This is a genomic window from Pantoea sp. E2023-21 (genome assembly GCF_051302795.1).
GTDB classification, from domain to species: Bacteria; Pseudomonadota; Gammaproteobacteria; order Enterobacterales; family Enterobacteriaceae; genus Pantoea; species Pantoea ludwigii_A.
Genome location: NZ_CP195344.1, coordinates 1,520,977 through 1,534,632, shown reverse-complemented (window position 1 = coordinate 1,534,632; position 13,656 = coordinate 1,520,977). Strand labels below are relative to the sequence as shown.

Here is a 13,656-nt window from a genome sequence, read left to right as displayed (position 1 = left end):
TCTCTGGAATTCAACATGGATCACGCCTCAACGCGTTCTCAATCCTTCACCGTCAAATCGAGCGGTTTGCCGTTTATTCTCATTCTCAGTGCGTTGATGGCGATCACCTCGTTATCCACCGATATCTATCTGCCCGCCATGCCGATCATGGCGCGCGAGCTGCACGGCGATGCGGAACTCACCATTACCGGATTTCTCATCGGCTTCTGTATTGCCCAGCTCATCTGGGGGCCGATCAGCGACCATTTTGGCCGCAAAGTGCCGCTGTTTATCGGATTGGTGCTGTTTGTGATCGGCTCTGTCGGGTGTGCACTTTCCAGCGATATCACGCAGATTGTGTTCTGGCGAGTGTTTCAGGCGCTGGGTGCCTGTACTGGGCCGATGCTGGCGCGCGCGATGATCCGCGATCTCTTTGCCCGCACTCGCGCTGCGCAGATGCTCTCCACGCTGATGGTGGTTATGGCGATTGCACCGATTGCCGGGCCGCTGCTGGGCGGTCAGATGATCCGCGTGACATCCTGGCATGCTGTCTTCTGGCTGCTGGCGGTTATCGGCGGCGTGATGCTCATTTTGATGTGCTGGTTGCCCGAAACCTTACCGGCAGACAAGCGGATAAAAGCGTCGCTCGCCGGTGCGTTTAGCAACTATCTTGCTCTGCTGAAAAATCGCCATTTCATGCGCTTTACGCTGTGCGTGGCGTTCTACTACGTGGCGGCTTACGCCTTCATTACCGGCTCGCCTTTCGTCTATATCTCTTATTTCGGCATCGATGCGCAACATTATGGCTGGCTGTTTGCGGTGAACGTGGTGGGTTTGATGGCGGTAAGCATGGTGAACCGACGTTTGGTGCACCGCTATCCGCTGGAATCCCTGCTCAAAGTAGCGGTGATCACGGCCACCTTCGCCGCGTTAATAGTGGCGCTGAGCGCCAAACTGGCCTTCGGTGGCATCCTGATGATTATTCTACCGGTGTTTGTGTTCTTCTCGATGAACGGCATTATCGCCGCAACCTCCACGGCCGCCGCCATGGATACCGTGCCCAATATGGCGGGTTCCGCCTCAGCGCTCATCGGCTCGCTGCAATATGGCAGCGGCATTATTTCATCGTTGTTGCTGGCGCTACTCAGCGATGGCACGCCCTGGACCATGGCGTGGATTATCGCGCTGTTTACCGTGGCAAGCGCGGTGATGGCGCTCAGCGCCGCCACGGTAAAATCTCACGGTTAAATGTTTTGGTCGAAGAACGGATCGAGCTGGCCCATCGCCTGATCGACATAACGCGGTACCCAGTACGTTTCGATATGCGTTGCGCCTTCAATCAGATACAGCTTTTTGTTGGTGGTGCCGGTGGCTTTACTAAACGCACTTTGCGTCATGTAGAGCGAATCCGCTTTGCTGCCCGCCATCATCAGCACCGGCTGATTAATCAGGTCCATGTTGCTTTGAGCGTCAAAGCGCATCAAATCCAGCAGGCTGCTGGTGGTGTAGCGGAAGGTTGAATTTGGATGGGCATGGGTTTTCCAATAGTACTCGTAGCCCTGGCGATAGAGATCGAACGGCAGTTTAGCAATCTGCTCATCTGTCAGATTGGCATCGCCGGAATAGGTGACTTCACCGGTGGTGGCTTCTTTACTGCGTGCCTCGGTTGCTGCCCGCAGGCGATCCTGAATCGTCGCGAGCTGTGAATCCTGATAGCCGTTACGTCGCACCAGGCCGGAATCAAACATGCTCAGTGTGGCCAACGCTTTAAAACGTTTATCGGTCTGCGCGGCTTTGAGGGCATAACCGCCGCCACCGCAGATACCCAGTAAACCGATGCGTTTCGCATCAACGCCGGGATAGCGACTAAGGTAATCCGCCATGCCGTGAATATCTTCGATACGGTTAGCCGGTTTATCTACGCTGCGCGGCATGCCGCCACTGGCACCTTGATAGGCGGCATCGGCAGTGATGGTGATGTAACCGTGCTCGGCAAGACGCTGCGCGTAGAGGCCGGCAACTTGCTCTTTCACACCGCCGTTAGGATGAGCGACCACGATGGCCGGATAGTGCTTCGCCGGGTCGTAATTGGCGGGCGTATAGACGTTGGCGGCAATTTGTAGCCCGTGCAAATCATACTTCACCGGATGGATGTTGACTTTGCCCGCTACGTTTTGCGTGATGGCGCCGTGATAAACCAGCGTGAAAGGGTTCTGCTGGTGGTTAGCGGCCTGAACGCTTACGGACATTGCCGCGATCAGCAGGGCATGGATAGCAGTGAGTTTCATCTTCGCTCCCGGAGAAAAGTCGCGGCCTGCAAAGTGGGCTCGCGAGAGTGATATCGTCGGGTGAGCTTAAGGCGCCCGGGCTGTCAGCATCATGACCAGAAGATAACAACCCTGTCAGTTTCACCGGGGCGTTGGCTGACAGCGCTGTCAGCAAATTATCAGCTTACTGTTGGTGAGCTGCCGGCAAAATACCGTTTAAAGGTTGACATAAGGAAGCCCCGCGATGCGCTTATTGTTGGTTGAAGACGAAGAGAAGACCTCCACTTACCTGAGCCGGGCGTTGGGTGAATCGGGTTTTACCGTTGATGTCTCAGCTGACGGCGCAGAAGGCCTGCACTTTGCGCTGGAGTTCGATTATGACGCGGTGATTCTTGATGTGATGCTGCCAGGCATTGACGGTTATCGCGTGCTTGAAGGGATTCGTAGCAGCAAACAGACGCCGGTGCTGATGCTCTCGGCGCGCGGCTCGGTGGATGAGCGGGTAAAAGGGCTGCGCCTGGGGGCGGATGATTATCTGCCCAAACCCTTTTCGCTAATTGAGCTGGTGGCGCGCATTCAGGCGCTGGTGCGCCGTCGCATCAGCGATGGTGCCGACATCACGCAACTGCAAATCCATGATTTGCATCTCGATCTGCTGGCCCGTCGGGTGTTTCGCCACGGTATTCGGCTTGAGCTGACGGCTAAAGAGTTCGCACTGCTCAGCCTGCTGGCGCGGCATCAGGGGGAAATATTGTCGAAGATGATGATCGCCGAGCAGGTGTGGGACATGAATTTCGACAGCGATGCTAACGTGGTTGAGGTGGCCATTAAACGGTTACGCGCCAAGATTGATGCACCTTTTACGATTAAGCTGCTGCACACTGTGCGCGGCATGGGTTACGTGCTGGAAGTGCGGGAGCCTCACCATGATTAAACGTTCCATTTCCATACGTCTCGCGCTGATGTTCGTGCTGAGTATTGTGCTGATCGTTTCGACCATCGGCTTGCTTCTGCGCGCTTCACTGCATGACTCGTTGCAAAAGCAGATGCATAACGAACTGCTGTTTCGGGAATCCTTAATGAGTCCGTGGATCACGGCGCGCACCTCAGACGATGGCTGGGCGACGCTGGCCCGTAAATTTACCGATTTAACCAGCGCCGAAGGCGAACGCGTGCGTTACTGGATTTTGAGCGATGATGCGCGTTTTAGCCTCGGCGGCGCGCCGCCGTTGGGCGTGAATTGGGCTTCCTTGCAGGAAGGGTTTAATAAAGTGCCAGGCGCAACGGATGCCGCCTGCTCCCTGTTCTTGCTGGTCAAAACCCTTGCGGCTCGCGGTGAGCGACCCGCGTTGCGCTACGTGGTGGCCATCGACTCAACGCCCTATATGGGTACGCTTGATGCTTTCACGCGTACCTTACTGATCGTTTCGTCCATCGGCGTATTTATCGTGGCGCTACTGGGCTATGCCGTATCCCGTATTGGTTTGCGTCCGGTTGGTGCACTGAGCCAGCAGGCGCATCAGCTGGCACCGGGCGATCATACTCAGCGACTGGACACCGGCAGGTTACCGGATGAGCTGCAGCCGCTGGCTGCTGCCTTTAATGGTGTGCTAGAGCGGCAGGCGATTGCCTGGCGGCAGCTGGAGAGTTTCAATGCTGATGTCGCACATGAATTGCGCACGCCGCTCACCAATTTGATTGGTCAGACGCAGCTCGGGCTGGCGCGCCGCCGCTCGCCGGCGGAGTTGGAGGATCTACTCGGTTCCAACCTCGAAGAGCTGGAACGCATGACCTCTATCGTCAACGACATGCTCTTCCTGTCGCATGCGCATGCCGGGGAACATGCTTCACAGCTGACGCGCGTTTCCCTGCGCGCCGAGACAGTGAAAACCGCCGAATATGTTGAACCCTCATTCGCCGAAAAACAGTTGAAATTGCAGATCGACGGCGACGTGTGGGTGCATATCGACCGTCGCTTATTCCACCGTTCGCTGGCGAATCTGCTGGAGAACAGTGCGCGACATGCGGCACCGCACAGCACCATTAGCGTTAACTTCAGTGAAAACGCCGGTCAGGCGGTGGTTGCGGTCACAAATCCCGGCGCCGCCATCGCGCCCGAACATCTGCATCGACTGTTTGAACGTTTTTACCGGGTTGATTCTGCGCGCGCCAAAAGTACCACCCATCACGGGCTGGGGTTATCGATTGTGCGCGCGGTCGCCATCATGCATCGCGGTGATGTGTTCGCGCGCAGTGAAGGTGGAATGAATACCTTTGGGCTGACCTTTGCCTTAACGCCTGAACGTAAATCGCTGTCAGCTGCCGCTCGCGATGTCGCAGCGATCAAAACTGACAACATTGTCAGCAACCCGTCAGCATGACGACATCTGCGCCTCGTTAGAATCGATGCCTCGCAGCATCCACGTTCAATAAATAAAGGACACATTGCATGACAGCAAAATCGGGCTTTCTGGGGCTATTGCTGCCCCTTGCTTTCTCATCTTTTGCTGCCGAGCCGGTAGTAAAGATTACACCGGCCGGCAGCCAACCGGCACTTTCGGGTCCGGCGCAAAATTTTACCGGCCAGGTAAGCGTTGATCCGCTGTTTGTGGCGGATGAACAGATCAATGCTTCAGCTGCTTATGTCACCTTCGAACCGGGTGCGCGATCGGCCTGGCACACCCATCCCGCCGGACAGCGCCTGATTGTCACCTCCGGCGTAGGGTTAACCCAGCAGGAGGGGCAGCCGGTGCGCACTATTCGCGTTGGCGATGTGGTGTCGTGCCCGCCGGGCGTCAAGCACTGGCACGGCGCGAGTGCCAACAGTGCCATGACGCACCTCGCGGTGACCGGCAGAGTGGATGGCAAAAGTGTGACCTGGCTGGAGAAAGTGACTGATGAACAATACCGTGCCGATTAAGTCCTTCACCTTCGCCCTACTCATGCTTTTTGCCGGTAACCTGACAACCTATGCTGCAACTCACCAGGGAGTAATACCTGCAATGAATGAGTCATCGAATCAGTCCGAAACCCTCTCCGCACGACAACAAGCCATTCCTCTGATGGCGGTATTTATGGCAACCAGCAATATGGAAAAACTGGATGCCGCGCTGAATCAGGGGCTGGATGCTGGCTTGACGGTCAGTGAAGCCAAAGAAATTCTGGTGCAGCTGTATGCCTATACCGGATTTCCGCGCAGTCTCAATGCGCTGAGCGCGTTGATGAAAGTGACAGAAGCGCGTAAGCAGCGCGGCATTAAGGATCAACCGGGCAAAGAGCCTGTGCAGCCCATTCCGGTGGGGGATGCGCTGCGTCAGCTCGGCACCGCTAACCAAACCAAAATTTCTGGCGCGCCAGTGCAAGGACCGCTGTTTGATTTTGCGCCGGTGATCAACCAGTTCCTGCAAAGCCATCTGTTTGGCGATATTTTTGCCCGTGACAACCTTGACTGGCAAAGCCGCGAACTGGCGACGGTAGGTGCCTTAGCCGCCACGCCGGGTATTGAAGCGCAGCTGCTATCGCATACCCGTGCCAGTTTGCGGGTAGGGTTGACGCGCGGGCAGCTGCAGCATCTGGTGCAAATTTTACGTGCCAGCGGGGAAGAGCAGGCCGCTGCGCGCGCGGAAGCCGCACTGCACGCGGCGCAAGATACGCCATAGATTTCATGTCAGAGGAGCGAAGTCATGTCAGATGCGCATGATGCTAACCGCAGAGTACTACTCAGCGCGCTGGCGGGCGCGGCGTTTTCCGCTGCCGTGCTTAAGCCGGCGTTGGCTAACACCGTGCCTGGGCAAAATAACCGCGCGACGCTGGTGGTGTATTTCTCCCGCAGTGGCAATACGCGGGTACTGGCAGGTGTTATTCATCGTCAACTCAACAGCGATATTTTTGCAATTGAACCGGCAGTGGCCTATCCCGATGACTATTTTCAAACGGTTGAGCTGGCGAAAAATCAGCGCGATCGGCAGGTGAAACCGGCGTTAAAAAACAGCGTTGCGGACTTTGATCGCTACCAGACGATTTATCTGGGCTTTCCGGTTTGGGGCACCACGGTGCCGCCGGTGGTGCAATCGTTTCTCAGCAGCCATGATTGCCGTAATAAACGCATCATTCCGTTTATTACCCACGGTGGTTACGGCATCGGCGACAGTGAAGCGATTCTCGCTACGCTGGCCGCGGCGGCGCAACGAGAAAAACCGCTGGTGCTGGAGTGCGATCAGGAGAGAAGAACCACCGAGACCGTCACCCATTGGTTAGCGACGGTTGACAGCTAATACACAAACATAAAAGAGGGAAAGCGTGTGAAGAGATCGGTAAAAATCTGGGGTGTAGGTTTGCTGGTGGCGGGGTTTATCGCTACCAGCCACGCCGAACCGTTAGTGATTCAGGCACAAGGCAGCTTCGCTGCGGGCGGTACGGTGGTGACAGCGCCGGGACAATTTGATGCCAAAAAACCGCTGGATGCAGCGGGCCAAACCTATCATGGCGACCACGCGGCGGTGTTTTATCAGATTCCGCAACATCCGCATAAATATCCCATCGTGATGCTGCATGGTGCCGGACAGTTCTCGCGCACCTGGGAAAGTACCCCGGATGGGCGCGAAGGTTTTCAAAATATTTTCCTGCGTCGCGGATTTGCCACCTATCTGGTTGATCAACCGCGCCGGGGTGCGGCTGGTCGTAGCACGGTAGCAACCCCCGTCACGCCGAAACCGGATGAACAGATGTGGTTTAACCAATTCCGCCTTGGCGTATGGCCCACCTTCTTTAAAGGCGTACAGTTCTCTCAGGATAAAGACGCGCTGAACCAATATTTCCGCCAAATGACGCCCAATACCGGGCCGTTTGACGTCAACGTCATCTCCGATGCGATGTCCGCCGTTATCGACAAAAGCGGTCCCGCCATTCTGTTTACCCATTCACAGGGCGGCGGGCCTGGCTGGTATACCGCGATGAAAAACAGCAAGGTTAAAGCCATTGTCGCCTTTGAACCGGGCAGCGGCTTTGTGTTTCCCGAAAACGAATTGCCGGCACCGATGCCCAGCGCGTTCGATACGCTGAAAGGCGAGCCGGTGGCGCTGGAAAAGTTCATGGCGCTGACCAAAATTCCGATTCTGATTTTCTATGGCGACAACATTCCGGATAAAGCGAGCAGCATGCCGGCGCAGGACAGTTGGCGGGTAAGGCTGGCGATGGCGCGCCAATGGCGAGATGTGGTCAATAAACACGGTGGCGATGTGCAAGTGATCCATCTGCCGGAGATTGGCATTAAAGGAAATACGCACTTCCCGTTCTCCGATCTGAATAATGTGCAAATCGCCGACCAGGTTAGCGCGTTTTTCCAACAGAAGAATCTGCAGTAGCCGGCCAGCAGGGGGGATTAATTCATGAATTGAGTTAATAAACCCTAGCTGATTACCGGGTCTAATCAAAACAATCCTCAGGCGTTATGCTTTCGGAAACTAACGAAAGGATAACGCCATGCAAACTGTAAAACTGAATAACGGTCTCGAGATGCCGCTGCTGGGCTTTGGTGTGTTTCAGATGACCGATGCCGCTGAGTGTGAGCGCGCGGTGATTGACGCCATCGAAACCGGCTATCGGCTGATTGATACCGCCGCCTCATATCAAAACGAAACTCAGGTTGGTAATGCCATTAAGCAGAGTGGGGTGGCACGTGACGCGCTGTTTGTCACCACCAAGCTGTGGCTGCAGGACACCAGCTACGAGGGCGCTAAAGCGCAGTTTGAGCGTTCGCTTAATCGCCTGCAGATGGACTATGTCGATCTCTACTTGATTCACCAACCTTACGGCGATGTGCATGGCGCCTGGCGTGCCATGGAAGAGCTGCAGGCAACAGGCAAAATCAAAGCCATTGGCGTCAGTAACTTCCAGCCCGATCGTCTGGCCGATCTCATCGCGTTTAATAAAGTGGTGCCGGCGGTGAATCAGGTTGAAGTTAACCCTTTCAATCAGCAACTGCACGCGGTGCCGTGGATGAAGAGCCGCAACATTCAACCTGAAGCCTGGGCACCGTTTGCTGAAGGCAGAAACGGCTTGTTCCAGCATCCTGTCCTGACGGCGATTGGCGAGAAATATGGCAAAAGCGTCGGTCAGGTAGTGCTGCGCTGGATCTTCCAGCGCGGCATTGTTTCGCTGGCCAAATCGGTACGCAAAGCGCGTATGGCAGAAAACATCAATGTGCTGGACTTTGAATTGAGCGATGCAGAAATGCTGCAAATCACCGCGCTGGATAGCGCGACCAGCGCCTTCTTCTCGCACCGCGATCCGGCGATGGTGGAGTGGCTGACAGGCCGTAAACTCGACGTTTAATCATGACCGACGCAAATCTGAGGGACAAATCAATGCAAAAACGTTATCTGGGAAATGCCGGATTAGAAGTTTCAGCGCTTGGTCTGGGATGCATGGGGCTAAGTCATGGCTACGGTCCGGCAACTGATACCCAGCAGGCCATTACGTTAATTCACGCAGCGGTAGAGCGCGGAGTCACTTTTTTCGACACCGCTGAAGTGTATGGGCCGTATCTGAATGAAGAAGTGGTCGGCGCGGCTTTGCAGCCTTACCGTGACAAAGTGGTTATCGCCACCAAATTTGGCTTTACCTTTGGCGATGACAATAAGCAGCAGATCCTCAATAGCCGACCGGAGCATATTCGTGCAGCCGTTGAAGGCTCGCTGCGTCGGCTGAAAACCGATGTGATTGATCTGTTGTATCAGCATCGCGTCGATCCGAATGTGCCAATTGAAGAGGTTGCCGGCACGGTTAAGGATCTGATTAATGAAGGCAAGGTCAAACATTTCGGTTTATCGGAAGCGGGCGCTAACACCATTCGGCGTGCGCATGCCGTGCAACCGGTCACGGCGCTGCAAAGCGAATACTCAATGTGGTGGCGTGAACCGGAACAGGAAATTCTGCCGCTGCTAAACGAATTGGGTATTGGTTTCGTGCCGTTTAGCCCGTTAGGTAAAGGCTTTTTAACCGGTGCAATTAAATCGGGAGCGACCTTTGGCGAGGATGATTTCCGCAGCAAAGTGCCACGCTTTGCCGCCGAAGCGCTGGCCGCCAATGAACAACTGGTAACCTTAGTGGCGCAGCTAGCGGCGGAGAAAGGCGTGACGTCGGCGCAAATCGCGCTGGCCTGGCTGCTGGCGCAGGCGCCGTGGATTGTGCCGATTCCAGGCACCACCAAGCTGCATCGTCTGGAAGAAAATCTCGGCGCCGCTGACATCGCGCTCTCCTCTGCCGAGTTACTCAAACTGACGCAGGCATTGGAAACCATCAAGGTGATCGGTGAACGCTATCCCGCAGCATTACAGGCGCGGGTAGGCGGTTAATCACAAGCACCTTTAGCGTAATGCTTGTCAGTAAGAGATGAAAACCCAAATTACTGAACGCTCGCAGTGTAGCGGCGCAATCCAATGCGCGATAAATCGCGTCGCTACGGAATGTGCGGTGATTGGATGCGGTGTTTACCTGTGCTGTATTACAACCACTTTGCGGCGTGTTCCTCGCGCCGCAAGCCATTCCTTATGATGTATTTTTCGATTGTATCGACGCTTTTTTATATTTGACGTTTTTTACTCATTGGGTATGCTCTGCGCAATCAGGATCCTCCGGCCAGGGTTGGTTTAGACGGTGACAGAGAGCCCATGAAAAACAGTAATGACAAACAGTTATGCGACATCATGATTGGTGATGCAGTGATTGAATTATTTGATGCAGACGCGGCCATTTCGCACACCACCTTGATTGCGCAATTAGAGAAGATGATTTATGCGGGTGGCTCGGCGGACGACATTCGGGTCGCCAGAGTGGCATTAGAGGTGGTGAAGCGTGACAGCACAGCCGGTAACGTTGAGGCCTCAGAAGAGAACATGATGAGCTTTATGGCTAAAAACAGCGGGGCGGATGATTCCACTCAGCATTAATCAGTGAATGCCGGACAAAGGGTGTCCGGCAGAACTGCAGGGTTACCAGTGGTACTTATTCGAATCTTCCCACTCTTTCACTTCTTTCTCCGCACGGTCTTTTTCATAACCGTAGCGCTCCTGAATTTTACCGACGAGTTGATCGCGTTTGCCTTCAACCACGGTCATATCATCATCAGTCAGGTCGCCCCATTTTTCCTTCACTTTTCCCTTGAACTGCTTCCAGTTGCCGCTAATACGATCTTCGTTCATGTCGATCTCCCTATTTAGTCGTTACCGGTTACTGAAGGATCATTAGGGTTGGCCGAATGCCAACCGCTGCATTAATCCTGGCACAGGATTTGCGCTTTGCTTCGCTGGCGTGTGAGCTAACTCATAAATTTGCTATCAGGTTAAATTTGCAGGTTAAATGTGCAGCTAACAGCATTAAAAACTATACAATTTAAGGGGTTATCCGAGGAAGGCTATACAGGCTCTCACCAGTTAGGCTATAGTGACCAACGAAATATTTTTTAGTCAACTTCTGGAAACCTGCATTAATCGATGTGTCAGCCATGAGCAAACCGCCAACCGCAGAATCGAAAAACAGAGATCGAGGCCGCCCGAGAGAGTTCGATATCGAACAGGCTCTGGACAAAGCCATGATTGTTTTTCGCCAAAAGGGTTTTCATGCTGCTTCATTGAACGATTTGGGCGAAGCGATGGGGCTGACAGCGGGCAGCATTTACAAAGCATTCAAAGATAAGCGCAACCTGTTTCTGCTGGTGTTTGAACGCTATCTTTCGGTGCGCAATGCCGACTTGCGCCAGCGTCTGGCGCAGTTCACTACCGGCCGCGAGAAGCTCAGCGAGCTGCTGCAGTTTTACCTCGATTCGGCGCGGGCAGTGGAAGGCCGCACCGGCTGTTTGGTGGTGGGCAGCGCAGTAGAGTTGCAGGTGCTGGATGACGATCTATCGCAGTTGGTGAGTGAAGCGGTAATCCGCAATAAAAACTTTCTCGCCTCGTTGCTGCGACTTGGCCAGGAAGATGGATCGGTGACGCAGAGTCTGGATACCGAAACAGCGGCGGGGTTGATTCTGTGCATCGCCTTTGGCATGCGCGTTGTGGGCAAGATCACGGATGTAGCAGACGAACCCGAGACCATCAAGTTAGTAATGAAGCTGCTGGACTAAAATTTGGCTAATTAGGAGGTGGATACTTCCTAAATAAGCGAAGCGTAAAGCCGGAGGGCGGGTGAAAGACGAAGATTCAGACATTACGGAAGATATTCGCGCATTGGTGGGAAGGGTGGTGACACGCATTCTTCGTCCTGATGAGGCGCTTACCGTTCAGGAACTTATTGGCGCGTTGTATCGCCTGAGTTTGCGTTCCACCGACAGCAAGACGAAAGTCGCCTGCGAGAAAGCCATTCGTATTCTGGCTAAAAAACTGCACTAACTGGGTCGCGCGTGCCGCGCCTTGTTGTTCTCCTCTGCTAAAGTCTGGCAATCCCTCGCCAAACACCAACATCATGCTGATTAAAGCGGGTGGTGCGCGGTCTCTTTCGCTTTCCACAGCGCAAACAGCGTGATCAGTAACGCCAGGCTGACATACCCCGATACCCACAGCGTGCTGCCCATCTCTTTATACAGTGATGTAATAATCAATGGCGCAAAGCCACCGCCGATAATGCCCGCCAGCGTGTAAGCCAGCGACGATCCAGCGTAGCGCACGTGGCTGGGGAACTGCTCGGTGACAAATGCCGCCTGCGGTCCGTACATCACCGCATGAATCAACAGCCCGCCAATCACTGCCAGTACGATCAGGGTCGGCTGTGAGCTATCCAGCAGTACAAAGAACACAAACGACCAGACGATGGCCAGCAGCGCACCGGCGATGTAGACCGGGCGACGACCGAGCTTATCGGAGAGCGCGCCAAACATCGGAACCGTAATCGCATTGCCGATGGCACCCAGCATGGTAGCCATCAACGCCAGCGGACGCGGTAACTGCAGCACCGTGGTGACATAGGTGAGGGTGAAAACCACCACCAGCGCATACAACACGTCTGAGCCGATACGTGAACCGCCGGCAATCAACAGCTCACGCGGATAACGCACAAACACTTCTTTCAGCGGGGTATGCGTGGTTTTCTCCGCCTGTTGCATCGCCACAAACGTTGGTGTCTCTTCCACGCCGCGACGCAGCCATAAACCAAACATCACCAGCAGCAGACTCAGCAGGAACGGAATGCGCCATCCCCACGCCTGGAACTGCTCACCGCTTAATGCCACCGTCACCAGCGTGATAAATCCGGTGCCAATCAACGTGCCGCATGATGGACCCACTTGGGCAAACGAGGCGTTACGGCCGCGTTTGTTCGCATCGCCGTGCTCCATTGACAGCAATACCGCACCGGCCCATTCACCGCCGAGCGCAATGCCCTGAATAAAGCGCAAGGCCACCAATAATACCGGGCTCCAGATGCCCCACGCCGCATAGCCCGGCAGCAAGCCCATCAGCGCGGTGGTGACACCCATAATCACCAGCGTGGTGATAAGCACGGCTTTACGCCCGGCGACATCGCCCAGATGACCAAAAATAAAGCCGCCCACCGGACGGGAAATGTAACCCACCGCATAGGTGGAAAATGCCAGAATGGTACCGACCAGCGGATCAAAGCTGGGGAAAAATACGTGGTTGAATACCAGCGCCGCCATGATGTTATAGACCGTGAAGTCATACCATTCCAACGCGGTGCCGATCGAGCTGGCCGCCGCGAGGCGACCGGTTTTGGTGTGGCTGGCGCGCGCGCCTGAAGCGTGCGGCAACGTTGAATCGGTATTAGCCATGAGCCATCTCCTGTTTGGTTAACTGCCAGCTGAGGGAGTAAAGCTGAACGTCCGCGTTGAGTGCCTGCGCGGCATCCGCGGCGAGGGTTTTACACACCTGCGCATCACGGCAGAACAGCAGCAGCATCGGATGCATCGGTCGCGTCGCGCGCGTTTCCCGTGGCAGCGGCGAACTCAGCGTGGTGTCAGGCGTCAGCAAACGTGAGGCGATATAGCCCGGTTTTTGCTGCACGCGGCTTTGCCAGTCGCCCAGCGATGCAACATCTGTACCGGTTTTTAAGGTCAGTACCGCCAGATGGCTGCCGGTTCCCTGGCCATGCTGATGGGAGATGGCGCAGACGCGGCGCATCGGGTTGACCATTTTGTTGAGATTTTTCACCGACCATTCTGTCTGGCGTGTGAAGGCGGCGTGATAATCCGCACTGGTGAAGGCTTCCAGCGATGCGGTTTCATACAGGCCGAGGTATTTGCGTTCAGCATCCACCGCTTGATAACGCGTGCCGCTGAGAAATCCGCTGATCGCCACGCGCTCTTCTACGTGCTCGTGGTCATACCATTGGTTGAAATCCGCTTCATCTGCAGCATCGATATTGGTGGCGACAAACAGCATGCCGTGGGATTGAGTCATGT

16 protein-coding genes are annotated in these 13,656 nt (G+C 55.0%); 12 read left to right on the top strand and 4 right to left on the bottom strand.

The genetic code is table 11. The annotated features are described in order from the left end of the window. Nucleotides 1-15: 15 nt before the first annotated feature. Nucleotides 16-1,227 (top strand): multidrug effflux MFS transporter, encoded by a 1,212-nt coding sequence (locus ACRQ84_RS07310; RefSeq protein WP_483817611.1) that lies wholly within the window; start codon nucleotides 16-18, stop codon nucleotides 1,225-1,227. On the opposite strand, the gene ACRQ84_RS07305 is transcribed toward ACRQ84_RS07310, so the two are convergent. Beyond that, a complete protein-coding gene (locus tag ACRQ84_RS07305) occupies nucleotides 1,224-2,267 on the bottom strand; it encodes an alpha/beta hydrolase (RefSeq protein ID WP_483817610.1) in 1,044 nt (347 codons plus the stop codon). The two genes, ACRQ84_RS07310 and ACRQ84_RS07305, sit on opposite strands and share 4 nt — an antisense overlap. A gap of 223 nt (nucleotides 2,268-2,490) precedes the next feature. Between ACRQ84_RS07305 and ACRQ84_RS07300 the strand changes: the two genes are divergently transcribed. The 9 genes from ACRQ84_RS07300 (at nucleotide 2,491) to ACRQ84_RS07260 (ending at nucleotide 10,195) form a co-directional block, all read left to right on the top strand. Next, nucleotides 2,491-3,180 carry a heavy metal response regulator transcription factor gene (locus tag ACRQ84_RS07300; protein WP_064738993.1) on the top strand — a complete coding sequence of 230 codons (690 nt, stop codon included), beginning with the start codon at nucleotides 2,491-2,493 and terminating at the stop codon, nucleotides 3,178-3,180. Continuing rightward, complete coding sequence (locus ACRQ84_RS07295) at nucleotides 3,173-4,627, top strand: heavy metal sensor histidine kinase (protein ID WP_483817609.1); 1,455 nt, start codon at nucleotides 3,173-3,175, stop codon at nucleotides 4,625-4,627. Before ACRQ84_RS07300 ends, ACRQ84_RS07295 begins: the two co-directional genes overlap by 8 nt. A 68-nt stretch (nucleotides 4,628-4,695) precedes the next feature. Next, complete coding sequence (locus tag ACRQ84_RS07290; RefSeq protein ID WP_483817608.1) at nucleotides 4,696-5,166, top strand: (R)-mandelonitrile lyase; 471 nt, start codon at nucleotides 4,696-4,698, stop codon at nucleotides 5,164-5,166. Beyond that, entirely contained in the window at nucleotides 5,144-5,905 is a 762-nt protein-coding gene (locus ACRQ84_RS07285) for a carboxymuconolactone decarboxylase family protein (RefSeq protein WP_483817607.1), read from the top strand. The genes ACRQ84_RS07290 and ACRQ84_RS07285 overlap by 23 nt, the downstream gene beginning before the upstream one ends. Before the next feature lie 24 nt (nucleotides 5,906-5,929). Further along, nucleotides 5,930-6,520 carry a flavodoxin gene (locus ACRQ84_RS07280; protein WP_483817606.1) on the top strand — a complete coding sequence of 197 codons (591 nt, stop codon included), beginning with the start codon at nucleotides 5,930-5,932 and terminating at the stop codon, nucleotides 6,518-6,520. A 45-nt stretch (nucleotides 6,521-6,565) separates the two neighbouring features. Then, nucleotides 6,566-7,609 (top strand): alpha/beta hydrolase, encoded by a 1,044-nt coding sequence (locus tag ACRQ84_RS07275; RefSeq protein ID WP_483817899.1) that lies wholly within the window; start codon nucleotides 6,566-6,568, stop codon nucleotides 7,607-7,609. A gap of 118 nt (nucleotides 7,610-7,727) precedes the next feature. Beyond that, nucleotides 7,728-8,579 (top strand): aldo/keto reductase, encoded by an 852-nt coding sequence (locus ACRQ84_RS07270; RefSeq protein ID WP_483817605.1) that lies wholly within the window; start codon nucleotides 7,728-7,730, stop codon nucleotides 8,577-8,579. Nucleotides 8,580-8,611: 32 nt separating this feature from the next. After that, nucleotides 8,612-9,601 carry an aldo/keto reductase gene (locus ACRQ84_RS07265; protein WP_483817604.1) on the top strand — a complete coding sequence of 330 codons (990 nt, stop codon included), beginning with the start codon at nucleotides 8,612-8,614 and terminating at the stop codon, nucleotides 9,599-9,601. A 315-nt stretch (nucleotides 9,602-9,916) separates the two neighbouring features. After that, nucleotides 9,917-10,195 carry a hypothetical protein gene (locus ACRQ84_RS07260; RefSeq protein WP_483817603.1) on the top strand — a complete coding sequence of 93 codons (279 nt, stop codon included), beginning with the start codon at nucleotides 9,917-9,919 and terminating at the stop codon, nucleotides 10,193-10,195. 42 nt (nucleotides 10,196-10,237) lie between these two features. Here ACRQ84_RS07260 and ACRQ84_RS07255 read toward each other — a convergent pair whose 3' ends face one another. Continuing rightward, nucleotides 10,238-10,447 carry a CsbD family protein gene (locus ACRQ84_RS07255; RefSeq protein ID WP_064738984.1) on the bottom strand — a complete coding sequence of 70 codons (210 nt, stop codon included), beginning with the start codon at nucleotides 10,445-10,447 and terminating at the stop codon, nucleotides 10,238-10,240. Nucleotides 10,448-10,749: 302 nt separating this feature from the next. On the opposite strand from ACRQ84_RS07255, the gene ACRQ84_RS07250 reads away from it, so the two are divergent. Continuing rightward, nucleotides 10,750-11,367 (top strand): TetR/AcrR family transcriptional regulator, encoded by a 618-nt coding sequence (locus ACRQ84_RS07250; RefSeq protein WP_483817602.1) that lies wholly within the window; start codon nucleotides 10,750-10,752, stop codon nucleotides 11,365-11,367. Nucleotides 11,368-11,428: 61 nt separating this feature from the next. Further along, entirely contained in the window at nucleotides 11,429-11,632 is a 204-nt protein-coding gene (locus ACRQ84_RS07245) for a hypothetical protein (RefSeq protein WP_064738982.1), read from the top strand. Nucleotides 11,633-11,712: 80 nt separating this feature from the next. On the opposite strand, the gene ACRQ84_RS07240 is transcribed toward ACRQ84_RS07245, so the two are convergent. Both ACRQ84_RS07240 and ACRQ84_RS07235 read right to left on the bottom strand, forming a co-directional pair. Then, nucleotides 11,713-13,026, bottom strand: a complete 1,314-nt coding sequence (locus ACRQ84_RS07240; protein ID WP_064738981.1) for an MFS transporter — start codon at nucleotides 13,024-13,026, stop codon at nucleotides 11,713-11,715. Then, nucleotides 13,019-13,654, bottom strand: coding sequence for a hypothetical protein (locus ACRQ84_RS07235; protein ID WP_483817601.1), 636 nt, complete (start codon nucleotides 13,652-13,654; stop codon nucleotides 13,019-13,021). The genes ACRQ84_RS07240 and ACRQ84_RS07235 overlap by 8 nt, the downstream gene beginning before the upstream one ends. Nucleotides 13,655-13,656 lie beyond the last annotated feature (2 nt).